The sequence below is a fragment of the Xanthomonas sp. WHRI 8932A genome (genome assembly GCF_035012785.1).
In the GTDB taxonomy this organism is placed as follows: Bacteria; Pseudomonadota; Gammaproteobacteria; order Xanthomonadales; family Xanthomonadaceae; genus Xanthomonas.
Genome location: NZ_JAYGQQ010000001.1, coordinates 450,096 through 474,519 on the forward strand (window position 1 = coordinate 450,096; position 24,424 = coordinate 474,519).

Genomic DNA, 24,424 nt, shown 5'->3' on the forward strand with positions numbered 1-24,424 from the left:
ATCGCCACCCCACAGAAACATCCGGCGCCTGCTGCGCCGGGCAGCAGGCGAGTGACGTCGATACGCGGGAACGCACTGCGACTCTGGTTGCGATTCCGCACACCGCCTGCGCTGCACGATGGCCACATGCAGCATGCTGTTGGCCGCTCCATGGTTGATTTGTCGAGGAATTACATGCGCTCTACACGCCGCTTCTGGACGCCGACGCTGCTGGCGTTGGCATTATCCGTTTCCGCACACGCCGCCCAGCCTCCCGCCACGTTGTATCTCGGCGCGGACCTGTCCTACGTCAACGAGATGGAGGAATGCGGTGTGCAATATCGTGAGAACGGTGTGGTCACCGATCCGTTCGAACTGTTCCATGCGCATGGCGCCAACCTGGTGCGTGTGCGGCTGTGGAACAATGCGCGCTGGACCAAGTACAGCGACCTGACCGACGTCAAAAAGACCATTGCGCGCGCACGTGCACAAGGCATGCAGGTGCTGCTGGACCTGCACTATTCCGACGATTGGGCCGACGGCGAAAAACAGCTGATCCCCAAGGCCTGGGCCAGCATCACCGATACCGACGAACTGGCCCGCACGCTCTACGGCTTCACCTACGACACGCTCAGTGCGCTCGACCGCGCCGGGCTGATGCCGGAGCTGGTGCAGGTGGGCAACGAAAGCAATTCCGACCTGATGGACAGCCAGCCCTGGGACAAGAAGCGCCCCATCGACTGGCAGCGCAACGCCAAGCTGTTCAACGCCGGCATCAAGGCAGTGCGCGACATCAGCGCGCGCTCCACGATCAAACCGCGGGTGATGTTGCATATCGCCCAGCCGGAAAATGTGGAGCCGTGGTTCGCCGCCGCCACCAAGGCCGGCGTCACCGACTTCGACCTGATCGGCATCAGCTACTACCGCAAGTGGTCCACCCAGTCGATGGCGCAGTTGGGCAAGACCATCCAGCGCTTGCGTGGCCGCTTTGATGCCGACGTGGTGGTGGTGGAAACCGCCTACCCGTGGACCCTGGAGTCCGGCGACACTTCGCAGAACCTGCTCGGCGAAGACTCGCTGATTGCCGGCTACCCGGCCACGCCGCAAGGCCAGTCCAAGTACATGATCGACCTCACCCAGCTGGTGATCGACACCGGCGGTGCCGGCGTCGTGTACTGGGAACCGGCATGGACCAGTAGCAGCTGCAAGACGCGCTGGGGCACCGGTTCGTCGTGGGAAAACGCCAGCTTCTTCGATTTCAAGCATGGCAATGACGTGCTGCCGGCGATCGATTTCATGCACCATCCATACACCGGCGCGCCGCCCTCATACACGCCCGCAGCGCATACACCTGCATCGGCACAGCCAGCAGGCGCCAGCATGAGGACACAGCCATGACCGGCATCAATCGCCGCGAGCTACTGCGCGGCATGCTTGCAAGCAGTGTGAGCGCCGCACTTCCGGTCGGCGCGGCTGCCGCGCTGGTGCCAGGCATTGCCGGCGCCGCATCGGCGACTGCCAAAAACACACCACCGGCTGGCCCATTAGGTGACGCAACGCTGGCGCCACGCGAGCGGCTGCTGTTCGACTTCGGCTGGCGCTTTCATCTGGGCCATGCCAGCGACCCGTCGCGCGATTTCGAATTCGGCACCTTCCAGCGCACCTTCGCCAAGGCCGGCAAGGACACCGCCACCGCTGCGCAACTGAGCTTCGACGACAGCAGCTGGCAACAGGTAGATCTGCCGCACGACTGGGCCGTGACCCTGCCCTTTCGCCCGGAGCCGATCTCCGCTTCGATGACCGAGGAAGACCCGGCGGCCGCACACGGCTATAAGGCGCTGGGAACGAGCTTTCCCGAAAACAGCGTGGGCTGGTATCGGCGGACGCTGCAGATTCCAGCCAGCGATCTGGGCAAGCGCATCTGCCTGGTGTTCGACGGCGTGTTCCGCGATTGCGTGGTGTTCTGCAATGGCCACATCGTCGGGCGCAATGCCAGCGGCTATTGCGGCTTCGAGGTCGACCTGAGCGAAGTGCTGGACTACGGCAAGCCCAACCTGATTACCGTCCGCGTGGATGCCACGCTGGGCGAAGGCTGGTTTTACGAAGGCGCCGGCATCTATCGCCATCTGTGGCTGCAGAAGACCGACCCCTTGCATCTGCCGCAGCACGGCGTGTTCGTGCGCAGCACCCTGCAGCGCGACAACGCCACTGCGCAGGTCTCTGCCGAAGTGCGCAACGACGGCACCGCCCCGCGCCAATGCAGCGTGCAGGCCCGCATCACCGCACCGGATGGACGCGTGGTCGCGCAGGCGGTGAGTGCTTCCATCACGGTGGCGCCAGGCCAGGTGCAACAGCTCGAACACACCCTCCCGCTGGGTCAGGCGGCGTTGTGGTCGATCGACACCCCACAGCTGTACACCCTGACCACCAGCGTGCACAGCGACGGCAAGGCCACCGACGCCGTGGTCACCGCCTTCGGCGTGCGCAGCATCGCCTTCGACGCACAACGCGGCTTCCTGTTGAACGGCACGCCCCTCAAGTTGCACGGCACCAACAACCACCAGGACCATGCCGGCGTCGGCACCGCCATCCCGGACGCCCTGCACGAATGGCGCCTGCGCCAGCTCAAGTCGATGGGATGCAATGCCTATCGCAGCTCGCACAATCCGGCCACCCCCGAATTGCTTGCCCTGTGCGACCGGCTCGGCATGTTCGTGATCGAAGAAACCCGCCGCATGTCCACCGACCCCGAAGCGATGGGCGAACTGGAGACGATGGTGCGACGCGGGCGCAATCATCCCAGCGTGATCCTGTGGTCGCTCGGCAACGAAGAACCGCAGCAGGTCACCGAGCGCGGTGCGCGCATCGTGTCGCGCATGCAGCAGCGCGTGCGCCAGCTAGACCCCACCCGCCCCACCACCTTTGCCATGGATAAAGGCTTCGGCGACGGCGTGGGCCAGGTGGTGGATGTGGTCGGCTTCAATTACCGCACCAGCCAGATGGACGGCTTCCACGCGCAATACCCCAACATCCCCATCTACGGCAGCGAAACCGGCAGTACCGTGTCGGTGCGCGGCAATTACCAACGCGACGACGCACGCGGCTATACCCGCGCCTACGATCTGGACCACCCCTGGTGGGCGAGCACCGCCGAAGCGTGGTGGAGCTACGTCGCCCAACGCCCCTATATCGCCGGCGGTTTCATCTGGACCGGCTTCGACTACCGCGGCGAACCCACACCCTACAACCGCTGGCCAAATGTCGCCTCCCAGTTCGGCGTGCTCGACAGCTGCGGGTTTCCCAAGGACAACTACTGGTACTACCGCGCGCAATGGACCAGCGAACCGGTGCTGCATCTGTTCCCGCACTGGAACTGGGACGGTCTGCTGCAACCCGACGACAACGGTCACCTCGCGGTCTGGTGCCATAGCAATCTCGACGCGGTGGAGTTGCTGGTCAATGGCGTCAGCCAGGGCCTGCAGCAGGTGCCGGCCTACGGCCATGTCGAATGGCGGGTGACGTACGCCCCCGGCGTGATCGAAGCGCGCGGCTATCGTGGGGGCGCACTGGTGCTCCGCGAACGCCGTGAGACCGTTGGCAAGCCCGCCGCGATCCGCCTGAGTTGCGACCGCAACGCATTGCGTGCCGATGCCGAAGATGTGGCAGTCGTGAAAGTGGAGATCGTCGATGCGCAAGGCCGCTTGGTACCCAACGCCGACAACCAGGTGCACTTCGCCCTGCGCGGCCCCTCGCGTCTGATCGGCGTCGGCAACGGCGACCCCAGCAGTCAAGAAGACGACAAGGCGCCGCAGCGCAAGGCCTTCAACGGACTGTGTGCTGCGCTGTTGCAGACCACCAGAAGCAGCGGCGATATCGTGCTGCAGGCCAGCACGCCCGGATTGCGCCCGGCTACGCTGCGCCTGCAGGCTGCCAAGTCGGCCCTACGGCCGTCGGTGGGCTAAGCGCGGCTACCAAAACGTCGCGAGCAGTCGTCAGGTGGGCGTGGACGGCGCGGAGGAACCGGAGTGTACGCGTGGTACATGCCGCACCGAGCACCGGCCGCGCCCGCCTGGCGGTGAGCACAGTCCTGTTATTAGCTGCTCTAAACCCCGGCCATCAAGTGCAGTTCGCCGCTGCACAGGCCCGCGCCTCGAATCGGAGCAGGCAATGAAGAGCTAGCTCGCCACGGAAACGATAGGGCACGGCAGTAAAGCGTTGCACGGCTTGTGTATGGCTCTCCTGCAACCCGAATGGACTTCCGTGCCGCACGGAAATTCGCTCGCCCGACATCCAGAAACCGCGCCTGACCACCGCGCATGAAACTTTCTGCCTGAGTCGCCTGCAATACTCTCCAGGGACACCACCGGTCATCGCTCCATGCTGGCAGCAGCCCATGCCCGACGGCCAGTCTCGAAGCAATACCGCTGACGGACATACCTGCCGAGAGACAGCCCCGCCGCAAAGCGGTATCAGGCCGTTCTTGCTCGTCTCTTCGCTCTGACAACCAATCGAGAAGACGACCGCCGGGTTTCTCTCGCTGAGTTCGCCCAAGGTCACGTCTCGCGTTCTGGACGTCAGCGCACATGGCGTTGGCCAGCTCGCGCGTAACGCCGCCAAACCAGCCAAGTCACCTGGTCATTCGAGAACGGGGCGATCCAGTCGTCATTGCGTCTGTCTCCCGGCGTACGGTGGCACTGACGTTACGGAGAGAGGCCGGGCAGAGAGGTGGCCTAGCTTGGCCGAAAGCAAGACGAGAAAAATTTATTCTCTTGACTGCTGCAACTTGCTTGACGCGCCGCCCTATCAATGCCGGATCATCCGCCGCTATTCCACAGCCATACAAAACCCATCCATTTTCATCATGGCAGAGAGAAAACTTGCATCAACCATCAGCTACTGCATCGCTTAAATAAAACCAACTTCGCAATTTTGCATTATTTTTCAATGCAAAGATTTGGTTATCTTTTGAGATTAACGAACACCTTTTAACACCTGTGAATCCCATGCTTTTCGCTTGAAGTAAATTACCCAAAGATAGTAACCGACTTTATCGCAGCAACTGACGATTCGTGGCAATAACTGACATAGATAACGCTACTTGAACATGTACGTTTATCGAAAGCAGCAATAGTTCGAACCTGATTCGGGAAGTCATAAAGACCCATCCGAATTAGATAAAGTCTCGAAACCGCACTGCTGAGATCACGACTTAGAAACAAAAAAAGACCTAGTCACAGACCCCACGTCGGCAGATGCATACCCCATTAGCCAGAGCAACTAGCATTCACGCATACCGCAATGTTATGCCCCGTCAATTTCAAATTTACTGAATATCCAGCTAATTATACGCCCGAGAAAAATCAATGACTGACAACATTAGATATACCCATCCGGGAAAGCCGGCCGCGCCATTCGTCATCGGAGGACTCGTGGCAGTCATTGGAGTGTGCTCATTGGCTTATCTTGGATTTCAATCAAGCAGCGACAACAACGTTGACGCAAGCCGCGTACCCCAGACGCTCAACCCTGTCGGAGGTCGCCACGCTCCGCAGACGGAGCATGCAAAGATGAGCGGGAGCGAATTCAGCGATTTCATAGATGCTGACAGCGAAAAGCCCTTTGGCCCGAGCGAAGTCCAGCACCGCTTACAGGATTTTTTTGATCGTTGGGATCAAGGTCATGCCATGTCCCAGGCGCAACAAAAAATCTTCATGGCCCGCTTACTCAACACAATCGACTCCAGCCCGGAAGCACGCAAGGCGGTGGCTGATTATTATGCAAAAATACCCGCAAAAGACGCTGCCAATCGCGAAATTATTCAAAACATGATTGTTCGCAGCGAGTCCGGCAGAAAAATGATGGTAGACGAGGCGAGTCGCATCTGGAAAAGCAAGGACTCCAGCCTCTACACTGCGATGTACAAAACGTATTCAAACTTTCCTGGCACAGCTTCCAGGGAAACGCTGTCCGAAGCGATGTCCACTCTCAATAGCCACGCCAGCGACGTACCTACATCGGTCGCTGCGTTGAACTTTATTGGCACGATCGAAGAAGACACATCCAAGGATGCGATGTCCCTCAGAAGAAACGCGATTTCCCAGCTGAATTCGGTTGCCACTGGAAACGGCGACGATGTGGTGAAGGCATTGGCGGCCCAGAAGGTTTACCGACTCTCCGCCCCCGATGCCGCAGCAGATGCTGCGGTCGACTACCTGAGAGGCGGTGCAACCGAACCGCTGGTGAGACAGACGCTCAATGCGATCGCAAGTGGAGAGGTTGAACTCACTCCTCCACTAAAGTCGACCCTGCTGACCGCAGTAGCACGCCCCTCTGCGTCGCCTCAAGAACGGAAAATGCTGGAATCTTTGCTGCAGGGTCACAGCTGAGAGCACTCGTCCAACTCCAACCAGCACGCACATGCATGACCTAGCCAGCTGTGCTGCGGGCCATGCAATAAATAATCTTAAACACCAAGAAATTACCCGCCGTTTTTTTAAAGCACATTGATCCGGACCAACCGGATCAATTGATAGAGCAGCAATGCACGTAACGCTTGAAAAAACCCACATATAAAAAAATAAAAAACACCCATCACCTATTGCGCACCTGCAGATTATTGATATCCAGCGAAATTTAACCCGCATTGGGCCAAGCCACACCAGAAATACCCCCCCTAAAAATTTAAACAACCGAACAGAGATGATCATGATCAAAAAAATAAGTAAGTACCTAGTCCCCGTTCTATTGGCGTTGACTTTGGTGGGAACCACCCAGGCGGCATCACCACCGGACAAACACATGTTCACCACCTTCGGAGGATGGCTAGGAAAAAATCAAAAGTCTTTCTACGAAGATCACGGAACCCTTTCGGTATGCTACGGGGACGAAGCACATTGCCCGACCTCCACGGAGTCCACAACGCGCGGCGCATGCCGAGACCAAAGCTTCGACATGGGCGGAAGCTGGGAACTGCCGCTCAAGATTCCCGGATTATCCCTTTCGGGGAACTTCAGTAATAGCTGGACAGAATGCAATGAAAAGGCTGAAGAGAACTCCTGCCCTCCGAAAGCGCACTCGGCATACGCTCCAGCGATCTTGGTCGGCGAACGGTGGGGCCGCACCCATGTCACACATGTCAATACCGGATGGTTCCAGAATGGCAGTTGCGAAGCTGGCTATAAGAAGACCTGGATGGGTGGCGCTAACTTTCGCTGCGAATATAACGGCGCTCCGTACGACAAGGATGGCTACCTCCCTGAATTTCGCTACAAAAGTTGCGAATACATCCCGACCTGACAGAAAATATTGAGCAGCAATCAGCTCGTTCACTCAAAGTAACGGTCGCGTCCGTGTCTGCTCTGTTGAGCAGGCACGGACGTCATAGGAAGCGTGGCAGAAGGCAAACGCCAATGCTTCGCGCCGAGCTGGTGACGGAGCAATTTAACCACTGACTGACTGCAGCGCCGAGGATGGCGAATGATTGCACAGCAAATGCGTCGTTGGCATCTTGCCGCAGAATCATTGCGATGGTCATGCAGGATGCACGCAGATGTGTCATGCAATGATGTCTGCGATCTCGCGAAGATGGTGTAGCCCCCCAGCTGCCCACTATTGACGCATCAGGATCGCGCTAAAAATAGCGGAGAAATCCATATCCCCCCCTGAAATCGCTCCAGCGTGCAGCCATCAAGATGGTCTTCGTTATCGAAATGAAGGCACTACCGCTTCCGGGCTGATTTGGGAAGCCTGCACCTGCCGGCGATGCGAGTTGGCTAACCCGCCAGGCTGTCTTCGGGCAACACTCAGCTCGTCAGTACTGTGTTGATTGCTATTGGTCGCGATGCGGCGCTCGATACCACTGACAAACACTGCTCTATTCCGCCGAGTCTGATCCAGCTAGCAACGACGGTACACAATGGCATTGCCGCTGAAAGCCTGGCGCATGCATCCCAGCCACCGACAGTGAATGACAATCGGTGCCTTGCGACGATGCCAGCTCGAATGAGACCCGCAACCGACGTCCTGTACCAGTTGCACACCGTGCTCAGGTCAGGCGATTCAATCTTGCTTATCGCCCATGTCCAGACACCGGGGGAAACAACGATTGAGCGTCTCATCCCATGCCAGGAACTACGCAAGCGTGTGATGTACCCCTCCATGGGACGTGGATCGTCGGCCACCGTTTTTTGCTTGGCCACGTAAGCGATGCGTTGCGACGACAGCTCGTCCCACGCTTTGCGGCGCATGACCGGATCCGGATGCGACACCGGCATCACTTCGAACAACGGTCGTGGCCACGCGCGCGTCCAGCAGATCGCCAGGCGCTTCGGTCGCGGCCTGCATCCGCTCATGCTGTTTCTGTTCCATACCCACCAGGTTGCCTGCGTAATGCGCCACGCACCATCGCGCGTCGTCCGGGAGGCACAGCTTCACCGCCGCTCGCGCATTCTCACGCCTGCGAAACTGCCTCGCTCCAGCGATGCACTCCCTCGCAGCGCTTGGCCGCGAGGGAGGCAAGCGCTTAGCGCAAGCGCGAAAACGCACCGATACCCGCGATCGCCAGCCGCTCTGCGGGCACCGCCGTTTCAGCGAACGACAGCCGTAGGTAGCGGATCTGGCGGACCTCGGGGAAATTCAGGCGCTGGGTCGAGAGCGCGTAGGCGATATTGGATAGCTCGCCGGCGCCGGCCGGCTGCCAGCGTTGACCATCTTCGCTGGTTTCGGCGCGATAGCCCTTCGGTGGCGCCGCACCGTTCATCACCGTGCGCGAGGGCGTGAGGCTGAAACCGGCCACCTGATGCAGCGCGCCGAGGTCCATGGTCACCTGCGCGGGATGGCCCGGCGTGGGAGCGGGCGTGATCCAGATCGTGCTGGCATTGTCGTCCAGCAACGTGTCCGCCCCTGGCGCGCTTGCCTCGACGATGCGCCAACCGGCGGTGGACAGCACGTCCGGCGCGTTTGCCGTGGGGCGTGCCACCGGCACCGGCGCCACGGCGCGGAACAGCGCGAATTCGCTGATCGCCGGGCACACCGGCGCCTCAAGCACGACCAGGCGCACCCGGCGCGCGGCAACCGGGCGCTCCAGCCGCACGATCCGCTGTGCACCGATGCACTGCGCTTCGGCCAGCCGCTGCCATTGCCCATCGACCTCGGCTTCGACCGCAAAGCGGGTGACGCGCACGCCCAGCGGCAGGTACTCGCGCAACCGGATCAAATCGAAGCTGTGCACCGCCGACAGGTCCAGCGTCAGCGTCGGCGTGGTGACGTCATCCGGTGTGGACCAGTAGCTGTCCGGCTGCCGATCAAGCACGCGCGCCGGCTCGAACCCGGGACCGCGCGACGCGCTGGCGCTGGCCTTGGCGCCCTTGGCCAGATCGATGGCGAAGCTGGCGCGGATTGCGTCGCCGAAACTCTGCAGCACCGCCACGTCGTGGTCGGCGATGCGGCCGCGTCGGTCGGGCGGGAGATTGAGGTTCATGTTGGTGCCGCGCGCCACCGAGGTGTCGAAATAGCGCACCAGATTCTCCGGGCTGCGCACCTTGCCGTCTTCATCGGCATGGTAGAACCAGCCCGGGCGGATCGAGGTGTTGGTTTCGGCCGGCCACCACAGCGCCCCTCCGCGCACCCCGGAATTGCCGTTTTCCTGTGTGTAGGGCGCATTGGGCATGGTGGGCCAGGACGGATCGCCGGCGACACCGTCCTCGTTGCCGCCCCACCGGATATCGGCGCCGAGCGGGTCGAAGGTGCAGGCCATCGGCTGGTGCCGATGCACCAGCTCGATCATGCGTGGCCAGTTGTAGTAAGCGGGCGCATCGATCTTGCGCGCTTCGCGCGCTCCACCGTAATAGCCGTCGCCACCATTGGCGCCATCGAACCAGAACTCGAACAGGTCGCCATAGCCCGTGCAGAGTTCGACGATCTGCTTGCGGAAATAGTCGAGATAGCCGGGCCGCCCATACTCGGCGTGGTTGCGATCCCAGGGCGAGAGATAGAGGCCGAACGCCAGGCCAGCGCGTCGACACGCCGCGGCCATCTCACCAACGATGTCGCCTTTGCCGTTCTTGTACGGCGAGTTCCGGATGCAATGCTCGGTCAAACGCGTCGGCCAGAGACAGAACCCATCGTGGTGCTTGGCCGTAAAAATGAGCCCTTTCAGATTGCCCGCCTTGGCAGCAGCGACGATCTGATCGGCTGAAAAATCGCTGGGATCGAATTTGCGCGGATCCTCGTCGCCGTAGCCCCATTCCTTGTCAGTGAAAGTATTCATCGCAAAATGCACGAAGGCGTATTGCTCCCACCGATGCCACCGTAGCTGTCGCTTGCTGGGCAGCGCACCCCACGGTGCCGGCCCGTTTGCGCGCGGCGTCTGCGTGATCCGCGCCGCCGGGGAACTGAAGCTGGCGGCAGCGGCCACCACACCCGTGGCAAGAAAAGTACGACGATCGATCATTGGCGCCTCCGATTTTGCACAAGTTTCGATCTTAGCTTTTCCAAAGGCGAAAGAGTCCTACCCCCGAAGCAACAGGCGGTGATGCAAGGCACCGCGCACAGGCCGCTGCGCGGCTGGCCTTGAACCGCGTGCGACGCACGCTGCGCGGAAGTCTGGTTTGACGGCCGATTGTCTTTCCACACTGCGCTGTTGGCGCTTGCATGGCGACTCATCTTCCGCACGCGAAGCGAGCTGCGTGAACAGCGACAACTAATGACTGACTGATGACACCCAACAAAGACCGCACGACAGCCTGGGCGGGCCAACATCCGCCATTTTTTGTCATCACGATTGACCGCAGGCGCCCTATTTTGGCTGCACTGAAGTGCGCGGGCCACAGAAACGTTGCGTCATAGCAATTGCTTGGGCTGCTTGTGCAGCCCCCTCGATGCCAAGAAGCCCTGGTCGTCAGCCGTACGCACTAACGAGGATGCTGCGGATTGATCTGCTGCAGCATTGGGACGCCAGCGATCCGGCAATGGATAAAACGCTGCACGAGTCCCCATCTCGCGACATTTGCCAAGCTCAAGCCCACGACGCGCGTCATCTCGACCGTAGCATTTGAACTTCAAGCATCCCGCAGGTTGTGCGGAGCTTTCATCGTCGGGGCCAGCAAGCAGGCGTCACGGAGATACACCGCTCTCCGTCTGTTGCTTTGCGTTTTCTACAGCGGCGAGAACGCTCGACCGCGAATCTATTGCCTATCCACATCGCGCGGAAAATAGCGACGAAACTTTTCTTCCCAGGCCTGGAATTGTTCCAGCGTGTACTCATCCATTGGCCGTTCCACCGAGGCGACTGCCTTGTTCTGTGCAACGATCGCGATCCGCTGAGACGACAGTTCGTCCCAGGCCTTCCGCAAGGCCGCCGGATCGGGATGCGACACCAGCATGGCTTCCAGCAGCGTGGCCTGCGCAACACGCGCGGCCAACAGGTCGCTGAGCGCATCGGTCACTGCGCGCATCCATTCCTCGTTACGAGTGTCCATTCCAAGCGTACCGCGAGCATTGAGAGTGCCGCAGCGTAGCGCCTGTACGTCAACGGCAATGTGCAGTGCGCCTGATCAGTCACCGGCCGCGCAATGGCCTGGGCGATGAACACCAGAAATCCAGCGCATTGTCAGTCGGTTTTTCCCTGACAGCGCGGGACAAATACCGGCTAAACGCGAGCTCGGCCGCAGGATTTCAGTTCTGTGGTGGTTGGTCGCTAACCCGTTGCCGAGCCATCACGCGTACTTCACGCGCCCGCGGGTCGGTGCCTTCTTTATGGACACCAGGACCACCCACATGACTGCTTATTTGCAACGCTATAACGTCGGCCGCCGCCTAGGCGCTGCATTTGGAATCCTGATCTTGCTGTCGAGCCTGCTCGTGGCGATCGGCCTGGTCACCATGGCCAACGCCAAGCAGCAATTGGACTTTATCGTTCTGGATCGCATGGCCAAGATCCAGATCGGCAACGGCATGCTGGACGCGAACTCCACAATTTTGATCGCGCTGGGCACGTACGCGATGGCAACCAGCGCGGAGCTCGACGCCGAAGCGCTGGCGACCATCAAGGAGCAACGCCAGCGCTACAGCGACCTGCGCGCCAAGCTCGACACGCTGCCCAGCTCGGAGGAAGGCCGCAAGATTCGCGCAGTGCTGGACGAGCGGCGCACGATCTCGGCCAAGATCAACGACGAGGTCATGAAACTGGCGGCCGCAGACGACAATGCACCGGCGCAGGCGCTGCTGAGTGCGAAGGCACGCCCGGCCACCATGGCGTGGCAGGACAAGATCCGCGAGCTGGTTACCCGCCAGGAAGATCAGAGCCATCAGGCCTATACCGAAGCGGTTGCATCGATGAAACGCGGCAAGCTGCTGATCAGCCTGGGCGGCATCGCTGTTGTGGCGATCAGCAGCCTGCTGGCCTGGCTGATCACCCGCAGCCTGACCCAGCCGCTCGCGCGTGCGACCAAGGCAGCCGAGGCCATCGCCAATGGTCAGTTGGATAACAACGTCCAGACCGATGCAAAAGACGAAACCGGCCGCCTGCTGCGCGCCATGAGCGGTATGCAGACACAGCTGCAAGCCTTGCTCAGCGCACAGGGCGACATGGCCAAGCGCCATAACGAAGGGCAGATCAGTTTCCGCATCGATGCCAATGCATTTCCCGGCGACTACGGCCGCATGGCGCAGGACACCAACACCCTGGTCGCCTCGCATCTGGCCGTGCAGACCACGCTCGCGCGTATCATGGGCCGCTATGCCATCGGCGACCTGAGCGAAAGCATGGACGCGCTGCCCGGCGAAAAAGCCGTGCTCACCCAGACCATGAACGAGGTCAAGGCCAACCTGTCGGCGATGAATACCGAGATCAAGCAGCTGGCGCAGTCGGCGGCCAACGGCGATTTCAGCGCGCGCGGCGATGCCGACCGCTTCCAGTACGACTTCCACATCATGGTCGACAGCCTCAACCAGCTGATGGCTACCGCCGATGGCAATCTGCAATCGCTGTCGTCGCTGCTGCAATCCATCGCCGCAGGCGACCTGACCGCACGCATGAGTGGCGACTTCAAGGGGGTGTTCGCACAGATGCGCGACGACGCCAATGCCACCGCCACACAGCTGGCCGAAATTGTTGGGCGCATCCAGCACTCGGCCGTGTCGATCAATTCGGCCGCCAGCGAAATTGCCGCCGGCAATCAGGATCTGTCGCAACGTACCGAGCAGCAGGCCGCCAACCTGGAAGAAACCGCCGCATCGATGGAAGAACTCACCTCCACCGTGCGCCAGAACGCCGAACATGCGCGCCAGGCCAATCAGCTGGCGATCGGTGCCGCAAGCGTCGCCTCGCAGGGCGGCGACATCGTCAGCAAGGTCGTGGGCACCATGACCGGCATCGAAGCCTCGTCCAAGAAGATCGCCGACATCATCAGCGTCATCGACGGCATCTCCTTCCAGACCAACATCCTGGCACTCAACGCAGCGGTCGAAGCCGCACGCGCCGGCGAACAAGGCCGCGGTTTTGCGGTGGTCGCCAGCGAAGTGCGCACCCTCGCCCAGCGCTCCACCGCTGCGGCCAAGGAGATCAAGAGCCTGATCGACGATTCGGTCGAGCGTGTGGCCGAAGGCTCGGCACTGGTGCACAGCGCCGGCACCACGATGGCCGAGATCGTGGCCAGCGTGCAGCGCGTCACCGACATCATGGGCGAAATTTCCGCCGCTTCGCAGGAGCAGTCGGCCGGTATCGAACAGGTCAACCTCACCGTCACCCAGATGGACGAAACCACCCAGCAGAATGCCGCGCTGGTGGAAGAGGCCACCGCCGCCGCTCGCTCGATGGAAGAGCAGGCCGTGCAGCTCAGGCAGGCGGTGTCGATCTTCAAGATCGAAGCCGAACGCCCGTCAGGTGTGCGCGCAGCTGCACCGACCGTGCTGCATCCCAAGAAGCCGGCCGGCGTTGCCGCAGCGAAGCCACGCGTTGCCGCGACATCGATCAAGCGTCCAGCCAGACCGGCGGTGGTCGCCAGCGCGTCCAGCAATGGTGCGGATTGGCAAGAGTTCTAAGACGGCGTTTTTAGCAAGAAATGGCGCAATACGAAGGCCGGCTGCGTGAGCAGCCGGCCTTCTGCATTGCATCCGATTGCCCTCCAGTCAATGACGACGAGACAGCGATCAGCTCCACTCGGCCAGCAACTGCGCCATCCGCGCCAGACCCAGCTCCAGTTCCGCAGGCGACACCCCGCCCGCCCCCAACCGCAGGTGCTGCGGGCATGCATACGCACCACCGGACATCACAAATGTCTTAAACGGCGGCGCAAGCAACCGGCGACTGAAGGCATCGGCGTCGATCGGCAAATTGAGATGCGCAAGACCGAGCAGGCCTGCCTGCGGCCGCTGCCATGTCAGTGCCGGCTGCTCGGCGACAAAGCGATCCAGCAGATCAATTCGCGCGCGCCCCATCGCACGCGAGTGCTCGACCGTCGCATCGAAATGTTCCGGTCGCAACGCGACCTCGGCGATGCGCTCCCCCAGCACGTTCATGATCTCGCTGGTGTTTTCGCGCAGCACCATCGCCGCATTGAGCAAGGCTTGGTCGCGCGTCACCATCCAGCCGGTCCGCAAGCCCTGCAGGCCGAGCAGCTTCGACACGCTGCCGGTACTCACTCCGCGGTCGTAAAGGGTTGCGATGCGTGGCGTCTCTTGCCGGTCCCACTCCAGGCCGCGATAGACCTCGTCGGAAAGGATGTAGGCCCCGACACGCTCTGCCGCAGCCACAATGCGCTGCAGCGTCGCCAGGTTCTCCACGCGTCCAGTCGGATTGTTGGGATTGCACAGGAAGATGAGCTTGGTCTTGGGCGTGACCAACGCTTCGAGCTGGTCGATATCCAGTGCCCAGCCGGATGCCTCCGAACGCGTTACCAACTTGGGCACCGCACCGATTTGCTGTGCCAGCACCAGCGGTTGCTGCCACCCCGGTGCATCGATGACGAACTCATCGCCGGCAGCGAGTAACTGCGTCAGCACCAAATAGTTCGCCTCCTGCGCGCCGGCGGTGATCAGCACATCCTGCAACCCGCATGTGCTGGCATACCCATACTGCGCCAGCACCCGTTCGCGCAGCAGTGGCAAGCCTTGATAGTCCTCGCCGGTCCAATCCAGCGACTGCGCAGGATCCAGCTGCGCCAGATAGCGCTGCAATGGCGGCGAAGGCGACAACGAATAGGTGACGCAGGCATCGGGCTTGGCACGATGCGCGGTGAGCCATTGCTCCCAAAAACTGTTTGACGGCACAGGCATGCGTAAGACTCCCTTATCCCATGACGGCCGGGCACACGCCCAGCCCAAGCGAAGCATCGATCACCGCGCCACGTAGAATGCGTGCCTCATCGCGGCACAGGTAAAAGCACAGGTCGGCAATCTCCCGCGGCGCGATCAACCGCCCGCCGGGCAGCGATGCTTCAAGCGCCTGGCGTTGTTCGGCCGACAAGGCATTCAAGGTACTGGCCTGAAACATCGGCGTGTCGGTGGCGCCAGGACAGACAGTGAAGACATCGATGCCTGTGCAGGCGTAGGTGGCCGCAAGTTGACGCCCCAGAAACGCTACCGCCGCCTTGCTCATGCCATCAGCAGCGCGAAAGCGCGGAAAGTGCGTGATTCCGCCGTCCACCGAGCTCATGAACACGATCTTGCCGTGTCCGCGCGCCAGCATGCTCGGGATCACATCCTCGCTGAGCCACAGCGGCCCCAGCGTATTGACCCGGAAAAACACCTCGTCCTGTTCCTTGTAGCTGGCCGCAGCACGTTCAACGGTCTTGGTGCCGACGCCAGCGTTATGGATCACGATGTCCAGCGGCAGAGACAGTGCCTGCATCAGTTGCGCGTGGCTCTGCTGGTCGCCCACATCCAGCTCCAATGCGTGCACGTACTGATCGCCGACCTCATCGAGCAGCGCCTGCGCCCGTTGCCGGCTCTCCTCCCCCGGGCGGTAGGTAAAGCTCACCCTGTAACCGGCCTGCGCAAAAACGTGCACCAGCTCGACGCCGATACCTCCTGCACCGCCGGTAATCAGCACATGTTGACGATCGATCTCGATTGCATTCATCGCGCAACTCCCGCAGTGACGGCCTGCATCAGCGCATCTCGTTCGTCCAGCGCAGCAAAGGCGCCTTGCAACGCATCGCCCAGTCGGACCACATCCTCCATCGCGGCATATACCTGCATGGAAACGCGCAGCACGTAGCTCGCGTTGTCTGGCCAGGCGTTCACTGCCACGTCGATGGCATGGGTGTCGTACAGCCAGTCCTGCAGCGCGGCCGCATCGGGATATGCCGCGCAGAGGCGAGGCGGCAACGCGAACGCCACCATGCTTCCCATGTGTTCGTCGGTGGCCAGGCGTTTCAGCGGCAATCGCGCCGTCAAGTAGTGCGCACAGCGCAGCGCCAACGCATGGTGATGTGCGAATAATGCAGGTATGCCGCCAGGCAGCACGTTCTGCAGGAAAACGATCGCTTCGGGAATGCACAGCAACGGCGTCGGGTCGGAGGTACCCAGCCAATCGAATTCCAGATGCAGCCGCGGGCGAGCGCTGCTGTTGTCGCCATAACCGCGACTGATCACCGGCGGATGCACGCCCGCCTGACGATCGCGACGCACATGCAAAAATCCCGCACCACGCGGGCTGCACAGCCATTTATGGCAATCGCCCGCGTAATACGCCGCTCCGATCGCCTGCACGTCCAACGGCAACATACCTGGTGCATGCGCACCATCGACCACCGTATCGATGCCACGTTCGGCCAGCGCCGCGACAAGGGCTTTGATCGGAAATACGATCCCGGTGGGGCTGGTGACGTGATCCAACACGGCAAGCCGCGTGCGCGGGGTGACTCGTTCCAGCACGGCCTGCACGACATGCTGCGAGTCCGACACCGGCACGCCGACCTGCGCAACCACCACGGTGGCCCCGGTGTTGCCGGAGACAAAGTCGAGCAGATTGCGTGCAGACAAATACGCATGGTTGGTGGTCAGAATCTCATCGTCGGGCCCAAAAGAACGCGAGCGCAGCACCGCGCTCAATGCGGTGGTCACATTGGGCAGCAACACCAGGTCGACTGGATCGGCGCCGATGACCCCAGCCAGCGCCTCGCGCGAGGCATCCAGTAAGCGCGGTAAATCGCGCAGGATGAACACAGATGGCAGCCGCTCGATCTGCGCACGAAACGCCGTCTGGCGTTCCAGTACAGCGTTGGGGCATGCCCCCAGCATGCCGTGATTGAGACAGGCGACGCCTGGATCGAGCGAAAAACGTTGCTTCATCCGCACAGCCGGTGCGTCGGATTCCCACGGTGATTGCATCAGACACGTCCTCTCGGCAACGGCAGATCAGGAAACAAGGGTGGGCTCGGCCGCGACGCGGTGCTGAGCGATCAGCTGCAGCAGTGCCTCTCGCGAAGGTGCGGCCGGCGATGGCACGGGATGTGTCGCGGCAAGACTGCGCACCCGCGTTACGACGTCGTGCCGATTGAAAATTGCAGACGGGTCTTCAAGCATTCCCATGCGCCGCGCCAATGCATGCCAGACCACTGCATCATGGCGCGCAGCGGCAGCGATGTGCGGCAAACCGATCGCATCCGGGTACTGAAATGCAGGCGGTTCGCCGGCCCACAGCGCGCTGCGCGTGCGGTCTTGCGCCACGCTATCGACGTACCAGGGCCGCACAAGACGCTCTGCAAGCGCGTCGGCATCGACGGCAAACCGCAGCGGGTCATCCAGTCCTTCGCGATGCGCAAGATCGGCGACGGCATATGCATAGCGCATCGCCAAGGACATACCGCGCGTATAGGTCGGATTGGTGGTGCACAACGCATCGCCGACCGTGATGGTTCCAGCCACGGTCGGCGCGCCGCTCGCCACCGCGGACCGATAGCGGTTTTCGCACACTGGCCAGCGCAGCACATCCGACACCGGCTCGCAGACGCCAGCGTCGAGCCAGGGCGCGATGCCGGCGTGTGCGCATGCGGCTGCAGTGAACACCGCTGGCTCAACCATGGCATGCCATGCGCTATCGCCATGCGGTGCCATCAGCGTGATGGAGACATAGCCGTTATCGGCGGGACACACGATGCAGCCACTGGACGCGGCATAGCCACCCACCGAAAAACCCGCAGTGAGTTGCACATTCGGCCGCTGCCGGCAGCGATACCACCGCGTGAAATATGCGAGCCCGCAGTTGTCCACCAAGGTATCGGGCGTCTGCACACCAGCCTGTCGCAACCATTTTCCGAACGCCGAGCCACGACCCAGCGCATCGATGGTCAGCGCCGCGCGCAGCTCACCGCGCGAGCTGCACACCCCTTCCACCAATGGACCATCGTCGGTGCGAACCAGCAGGCCATGAACGCTGGTCGCGTCGTGCACCTTGATGTTCGGCTCTGCCAGCACCGCCGCACGAACGACGTCCTCGATCAACGAGCGGCGCGTCGACAGACCGAACAATTCCGGATCGTCGTTGCGAGGCACAGCGCCACCTGGCGCAAGCGTTGCGCCGAACGGCATCTCGACCGCACCGGCATCCAGCAACGCCTGCCAAATATCCGGCGCGCGTTCGCGCAACACCAGCCGCCCCAGCGCGGCCAGCGCATGCGTATGACGCGCGTGCGGCACGCCTTTGCGCCACCAGCGCGGTGTGGGCAGATGGGCATCGCGCGCCAGCGATGACGCGCCGACGACCCCGTCGCGTTCAAGCACGGTCACCTGGTAGCCGTGTCTGGCAAACGCCAGTGCGCTCATCAAGCCGGCGATGCTGCCGCCGACCACCAGCACCTGCGACGTATCGGTCATGGCGCACACCCTGCGCCCATATCGATCAGGCATGGCGACAGGTCGTACACAAACAGCAAACGGGTGGCGACGACAAACCCCGGCATCATCGGCCGCCCTCCATCGCGAATCCATACCCATCCGGGTTGTCGAGCACAGGCACGCTGGCGGTGCGCAGCAACAACGAGCGCGCCGTCCACAGTTCGGCAAAAATTCGGTAGCGCAGCGCGGTCTGATCCAGGTAGTCCACACCGGCGGAACCGCCGGTGCCAACGCGACGGCCGATGAAGCGCTCCACCATGCGCGCATGCCGTTGCCGCCAGATCAACATCGCCTGTTCCAGCTCGACCACGCTTTCCAGCAGTTCGCGCGGCCACGCAAGCTGCGGCAACTCACGATGACTTTCGACAAACACCAAGGCCGCACGTACCGCACGGTGTGCGTCGTGGGCGGGCGCGTCGAGCTGCGCGTGCTCGTCTGCCAGCAGGAATGCTTGGGCGCTCTCGTCTTCCGCCGCATGCCGCGCACGCAGCCGCTGCAGCTCTTCTATGCTGCTGCCACGCTCAGCGGCCAGACGCCAGCGACGCTCGCTGTCGGCGCGCATCGCCTGGATGTAGCGCCGTGCGAAGCGCTCCTTCGCTGTTGGCGTCGTGGCGCCATCGATCGGTAGCCGAGTCAACCATGCATACAAAGACTGCTTGAGGGATGGGCCGGCCTTGGCGCGTGCTTCGACACGTTGCGCAGCAGTCGAGGGACTGCCATCCGGCAGTTTGAGCGCATCGCGATAGGAGCCCGCGCCGATGGAAATACGTTGTGCATCTTCAAGACCCAACAGGATCTCGATCTCGCGCAGTTGCGCCGATTGAAACCCGCTGGCTGGCGTCAACCGCTCGCGAAACTCCAGAAAGTCGCGCGCCGTCATCGTCTCCATCAGTCGAAAATGCTGATTCGCCTGCTCGAATACCGTGATTGCACGACGGAGCGAACGCACCCCGGCAACCACCTGATGCCCGGCCACGTCCGGTGCATTGAGCATGTCACGGGTCAAGGTCAACTCGCGCAGCACCAGCTTGAACCACAGCTCGTGGACTTGGTGCACGCTGATGAACAAGGCCTCGTCGTTGCTGACCGCCGACTCATCGTCGTCAAGTCCTCCCTGCAGGGCCAGCAGCTGCTCGACCTTGATGTAGTCCCAGTAGTTTGCCGTGACCGCCCGCGCGCCTTTCTGGTGCTGCGATGCCAGGTCGGGCTCTGCACTCAACCGGCCAGCATCATCCAAGCAAATGCTCCCTTTTCAGTTGCGTCCACGCGGCAAGATTGGCGTAAGCCATCTTCTCCAGATCGTCCCAGATGGCCGTTTGCGCCACCTCCGGCTTGACGATCAGCTCCAGGCGATGCCCATTCGGGTCGCGGAAGTACCACGACTTGGCCAATTCGGCATGCCGTCCATCCCCGGCCACGTCGTGGATCACCGGCCCCTCCACCTCGACGCCGCTGTCGCGCAAGCGGGCGCAGAGTGCGTCGGCCCGCTCGCTGTCGCGTACTTCAAGGGCAAGATGCTGCGCCCAGTCCTCCTCGACCGGCACCAGCGGCAGCGCACTGCCAAGCACCTCGAAGAAACAGATATAGCTGCCGTCTTCCATTTCAAAGAAGACATTATTATTGGTGGCCTTCAGACCACTGGAAGGAACGTGGTCAATCAATGCCGCCGCAAACTTCAAACCCAGGGTATCTGCATAGAAACCCACTGTTTCTGCCGCATCCCGGCAGCGATAACCTACATGATGAAGTTTACTCAACATACCGCACTCCCATATTCCGCCCATAGAAATTCAACTTTCAATTAAATGAAAGGTCTTCAACACATATTTTCTAGCCAGCGACAACACGCAGCCACGCTTGCGCACAGCTTTATATAGCGACTGCAGCTGTCGGACGCAGTTACCCCTTGCAGCCCATCCACCAGCGATGCTGGCGAAGAGCCGACTGACTGCAAGCGTTCTCATCCACAACGAGATGGAACTTAACACTTATAGCGGGAGATTTTTAGTAATACCTCAACGATTTTTCGAAGGCATTTGCAATCGATCGCGAGTTTTTCCGAGGGCGCCGTAGATCGCTACCGATGGGAAAATTCAACTTTTCACGAGAGTTGCAGGTGAGCACGCAGATCCGTCGAGACATGCATCACAAAGTGGTCCTCTGCAGATCTTCCGAAGATCATCGGAGGTACCTGCAGAAACTTCGAGATTTACATCAATTTCTCGAGACAGATCTCATTCCAGCATAATCACCACATGGTTACTTAAACGGAACCATTATCTATCCCAGATTTCGCGGCAGCCATAAAGAGGCGTGGACTGTCACTGAGATGACATCTTAGAAGCGGATGCATGGCTACTTCACCAGACGACCTCCGCACAAGAATCGACTACGCGTGGCCACGACACCCCGCACGATCATCGCAAGCGGCGCTGGCCCGATTTGCAGCGGATGTCCAACACGGAGCCCGGGCACCCAACCCGCCGCTCTGACCCCATTGGCAGCGCTCCCCTTGTGCGTCTGCCCAGGCGTGCAGCGCTGCACCCTGGATCGCGGTTCCGGCCCGCTCGGCTTAAACTTGTCTTCCCCCGGTCGACCCGACCACCGCAGCCGCCGCACGCGGCGCACCGCAGGCCATTGCCGCACGCCCTGCACGCCATCGCCTGCCCGCCCCTCACCGCGCCCAGATTTCGGAAGACGTTTCTTGCAAAGCACTGACACCAAAGACAAATCCAAGCCCAGCAGCGGGGTTCCCGAGCACACCCCGCTGATGAAGCAATTCTTCGCCGCCAAGTCGGACTACCCCGATCTGCTGCTGTTCTTCCGTATGGGCGACTTCTACGAGCTGTTCTACGACGATGCGCGCAAGGCGGCGCGGCTGCTCGATATCACGCTGACCCAGCGCGGCAGCTCCGGTGGCGCGCCGATTCCGATGGCCGGCGTGCCGGTGCATGCCTACGAAGGCTATCTGGCGCGGCTGGTGGCCTTGGGCGAGTCGGTGGCGATCTGCGAGCAGATCGGCGACCCGGCGCTGGCCAAGGGTCTGGTCGAGCGCAAGGTGGTGCGCATCGTCACGCCGGGCACGGTCACCGACGAGGCGCTGCTGGACGAGCGACGCGACACCTTGTTGATGGCAATCTCGCGCAGCAAGCAAGGTTATGGCCTGGCCTGGGCCGATCTGGCCGGCGGACGTTTTTTTGTCAATGAAGTAGACAGCGTCGACGCGCTGGAAGCGGAGATCGCGCGCCTGGAGCCGGCCGAACTGCTGGTACCCGACGAAGACAACTGGCCGGAATTTTTGCGCGGGCGCATCGGCGTACGTCGCCGGCCGCCATGGTTGTTCGATGCCGATAGCGGGCGTCGTCAATTGCTGGCGTTCTTCAAGCTGCACGACCTGTCCGGCTTCGGCATCGACGACAAGCCGTGCGCCACCGCTGCCGCCGGCGCACTGCTCGGCTATGTGGAAGAAACCCAGAAACAGCGCCTGCCGCATCTGACCTCCATCGCCATGGAAGTGGCCAGCGAAGCGATCTCGATGAACGCTGCCACGCGCCGGCATCTGGAGCTGGACACGCGCGTCGATGGCGATACCCGCAATACCTTGCTCGGTGTACTCGATAGCACGGTCACGCCGATGGGCGGCCGGTTGCTGCGACGTTGGCTGCATCGCCCATTGCGCTTGCGCGATGTGCTGATGCAACGTCACCACGCGGTCGGCAGCCTGATCGATTCCGGCGCCGATGCCGACGTGCGCGAGGCCTTCCGCGCGCTTGGCGATCTGGAACGCATTCTCACGCGCGTAGCATTGCGCTCGGCACGCCCGCGCGATTTTTCCACCCTGCGCGACGGTCTGGCGTTGTTACCGAAGGTACGCACCATCCTGGCGCCGCTGGATTCGCCGCGCCTGCAAACCTTGTTCGCCGAACTGGGTGAGCACGACGCCACCGCGCATTTGCTGATCGGCGCGGTAGCCGAACAACCGCCGCTCAAGCTCAGCGATGGCGGCGTCATCGCCACCGGCTACGACGCCGATCTGGATGAGTTGCGACGGCTGTCCACCAATGCCGATCAATTTTTGATCGATCTGGAACAACGCGAACGCGCCAGCAGCGGTATCGCCACGCTCAAGGTCGGCTACAACCGCGTACACGGGTATTACATCGAGATCAGCAAGGGCCAGGCCGACAAGGCGCCGCTGCATTACAGCCGCCGCCAGACCCTGACCAATGCCGAGCGCTACATCACCGAAGAACTCAAGAGCTTCGAAGACAAGGTGCTGTCGGCACGCGAGCGCTCGCTGTCGCGCGAAAAGCTGTTGTACGAGGGGTTGCTTGATGCGCTGGGCAGCGAGCTGGAAGGCCTCAAGCGCTGCGCCAACGCACTGAGCGAGCTGGATGTGCTGGCCGCCTTCGCCGAGCGCGCGCAGGCGCTGGACTGGGCGCAGCCCGAACTGGAAAGCGCGCCATGCCTGCGCATCGAACGCGGCCGCCACCCGGTGGTGGAAGCGGTGCGCGACCAACCGTTCGAGCCCAACGATCTGGACCTGCACACCGACCGCCGCATGCTGGTCATCACCGGCCCAAACATGGGCGGTAAATCGACCTATATGCGACAGAACGCGTTGATCGTGTTGCTGGCGCATATCGGCAGCTTCGTGCCGGCCAGCCGCGCGGTGATCGGGCCGATCGATCGCATCCTCACCCGTATCGGCGCTGGCGACGACCTGGCGCGCGGGCAATCCACCTTCATGGTGGAAATGGCCGAAACCAGCTACATCCTGCATCACGCCACGCCGCACTCGCTGGTGTTGATGGACGAGATCGGCCGGGGCACGTCCACCTACGACGGTCTTGCCTTGGCCGATGCGGTGGCGCGCCATCTGGCGCACACCAATCGTTGCTACACGCTGTTTGCCACGCATTACTTCGAGCTCACCGCGCTGGCCGACGAATCGCATGCCGGCGGCGCCAGCGGCATAGCGAACGTGCACCTGGATGCGGTGGAACACGGCGAGCGTCTGGTGTTCATGCATGCGGTCAAGGACGGCCCGGCCAATCGCAGCTTCGGTCTGCAGGTGGCCGCACTGGCCGGCTTGCCCAAGGCGGCGGTGACACAGGCGCGGCGTCGCTTGGCCGAGCTGGAGCAACGCGGCGGCGAAAGTCATAGCGCACACATGGCACCCGCTGCCCTGGATGCCCCGCAACAGTTCGGGCTGTTCACCGCACCCTCCTCCGCGGCGCAGGAAGCACTGCAGGCACTGGACCCGGACGAGCTCACCCCCAAGCAGGCGCTGGAAGCGCTGTATCGGTTGAAGGCATTGCTGTGAGGGCGGGGATTGGGGAGTCGGGATTAGGGATTGGGGAGTCGGGATTAGGGATTGGTTAGTCTGAGAGCGGGATTGGGGAGTCGGGATTAAGGATTGGTTAGTCTGAGAGCGGGATTGGGGAGTCGGGATTAAGGATTGGTTAGAGCGGAGTTGGGTGGTTTTATTTTTCGACGCACGGTGTGCAAATACCACAACTCCGCTTCATGACCAGATGCGTTCGCTTCGCCACTTGGCACTGATCGCCGGCAGCCGCCTTGGATCACGCTTCGCGCGCGCCGGTCC

Annotated in this window: 14 protein-coding genes, 1 other RNA gene and 2 pseudogenes; 7 read left to right on the forward strand and 10 right to left on the reverse strand. The window is 61.7% G+C overall.

Going from position 1 to position 24,424, the window contains the following annotated elements:
• The first annotated feature begins 174 nt into the window (after positions 1 to 174).
• Entirely contained in the window at positions 175 to 1,377 is a 1,203-nt protein-coding gene (locus VC212_RS02005) for an arabinogalactan endo-1,4-beta-galactosidase (RefSeq protein WP_323514203.1), read from the forward strand.
• Positions 1,374 to 3,941, forward strand: coding sequence for a beta-galactosidase GalA (galA, locus tag VC212_RS02010; protein WP_323514204.1), 2,568 nt, complete (start codon positions 1,374 to 1,376; stop codon positions 3,939 to 3,941). Before VC212_RS02005 ends, galA begins: the two co-directional genes overlap by 4 nt.
• A 4-nt stretch (positions 3,942 to 3,945) precedes the next feature.
• Here the strand turns inward: galA and VC212_RS02015 are convergent.
• Positions 3,946 to 4,021: non-coding RNA, sX9 sRNA (locus VC212_RS02015), on the reverse strand.
• A 1,321-nt stretch (positions 4,022 to 5,342) separates the two neighbouring features.
• On the opposite strand from VC212_RS02015, the gene VC212_RS02020 reads away from it, so the two are divergent.
• Positions 5,343 to 6,365, forward strand: a complete 1,023-nt coding sequence (locus VC212_RS02020) for a hypothetical protein (protein WP_323514205.1) — start codon at positions 5,343 to 5,345, stop codon at positions 6,363 to 6,365.
• Between the two features lie 313 nt (positions 6,366 to 6,678).
• Positions 6,679 to 7,275 (forward strand): hypothetical protein, encoded by a 597-nt coding sequence (locus tag VC212_RS02025; RefSeq protein ID WP_323525939.1) that lies wholly within the window; start codon positions 6,679 to 6,681, stop codon positions 7,273 to 7,275.
• Between the two features lie 834 nt (positions 7,276 to 8,109).
• On the opposite strand, the pseudogene VC212_RS02030 reads toward VC212_RS02025, so the two are convergent.
• Both VC212_RS02030 and VC212_RS02035 read right to left on the reverse strand, forming a co-directional pair.
• Positions 8,110 to 8,369 (reverse strand): annotated as a pseudogene (locus tag VC212_RS02030) (hypothetical protein).
• Between the two features lie 131 nt (positions 8,370 to 8,500).
• Positions 8,501 to 10,429, reverse strand: a complete 1,929-nt coding sequence (locus VC212_RS02035; RefSeq protein ID WP_323514206.1) for an alpha-L-fucosidase — start codon at positions 10,427 to 10,429, stop codon at positions 8,501 to 8,503.
• A gap of 439 nt (positions 10,430 to 10,868) precedes the next feature.
• On the opposite strand from VC212_RS02035, the pseudogene VC212_RS02040 reads away from it, so the two are divergent.
• Positions 10,869 to 10,976: pseudogene (locus VC212_RS02040) on the forward strand (IS5/IS1182 family transposase); the annotation flags it as partial.
• Between the two features lie 186 nt (positions 10,977 to 11,162).
• Here VC212_RS02040 and VC212_RS02045 read toward each other — a convergent pair.
• Complete coding sequence (locus VC212_RS02045) at positions 11,163 to 11,456, reverse strand: hypothetical protein (protein WP_055845404.1); 294 nt, start codon at positions 11,454 to 11,456, stop codon at positions 11,163 to 11,165.
• A 298-nt stretch (positions 11,457 to 11,754) separates the two neighbouring features.
• Here VC212_RS02045 and VC212_RS02050 point away from each other — a divergent pair, with 298 nt between their 5' ends.
• Complete coding sequence (locus tag VC212_RS02050; RefSeq protein ID WP_323514207.1) at positions 11,755 to 14,019, forward strand: methyl-accepting chemotaxis protein; 2,265 nt, start codon at positions 11,755 to 11,757, stop codon at positions 14,017 to 14,019.
• Positions 14,020 to 14,127: 108 nt separating this feature from the next.
• On the opposite strand, the gene VC212_RS02055 is transcribed toward VC212_RS02050, so the two are convergent.
• From VC212_RS02055 to VC212_RS02080, 6 genes are all read right to left on the reverse strand, one after another.
• Positions 14,128 to 15,252 carry a pyridoxal phosphate-dependent aminotransferase gene (locus VC212_RS02055; RefSeq protein ID WP_323514208.1) on the reverse strand — a complete coding sequence of 375 codons (1,125 nt, stop codon included), beginning with the start codon at positions 15,250 to 15,252 and terminating at the stop codon, positions 14,128 to 14,130.
• A 13-nt stretch (positions 15,253 to 15,265) separates the two neighbouring features.
• Complete coding sequence (locus VC212_RS02060) at positions 15,266 to 16,057, reverse strand: SDR family oxidoreductase (protein ID WP_311240413.1); 792 nt, start codon at positions 16,055 to 16,057, stop codon at positions 15,266 to 15,268.
• Complete coding sequence (locus VC212_RS02065; protein ID WP_323514209.1) at positions 16,054 to 17,310, reverse strand: aminotransferase class V-fold PLP-dependent enzyme; 1,257 nt, start codon at positions 17,308 to 17,310, stop codon at positions 16,054 to 16,056. Before VC212_RS02065 ends, VC212_RS02060 begins: the two co-directional genes overlap by 4 nt.
• A 27-nt stretch (positions 17,311 to 17,337) precedes the next feature.
• On the reverse strand, positions 17,338 to 18,795 hold the full coding sequence (locus VC212_RS02070; RefSeq protein ID WP_323514210.1) for an FAD-dependent oxidoreductase: 1,458 nt from the start codon (positions 18,793 to 18,795) through the stop codon (positions 17,338 to 17,340).
• An 85-nt stretch (positions 18,796 to 18,880) separates the two neighbouring features.
• Complete coding sequence (locus tag VC212_RS02075; protein WP_323525940.1) at positions 18,881 to 20,053, reverse strand: tryptophan 2,3-dioxygenase family protein; 1,173 nt, start codon at positions 20,051 to 20,053, stop codon at positions 18,881 to 18,883.
• Positions 20,046 to 20,576, reverse strand: coding sequence for a VOC family protein (locus tag VC212_RS02080; protein WP_115561629.1), 531 nt, complete (start codon positions 20,574 to 20,576; stop codon positions 20,046 to 20,048). Before VC212_RS02080 ends, VC212_RS02075 begins: the two co-directional genes overlap by 8 nt.
• Positions 20,577 to 21,520: 944 nt before the next feature.
• On the opposite strand from VC212_RS02080, the gene mutS reads away from it, so the two are divergent.
• Positions 21,521 to 24,142, forward strand: coding sequence for a DNA mismatch repair protein MutS (gene mutS, locus VC212_RS02085; protein WP_323514212.1), 2,622 nt, complete (start codon positions 21,521 to 21,523; stop codon positions 24,140 to 24,142).
• Positions 24,143 to 24,424 lie beyond the last annotated feature (282 nt).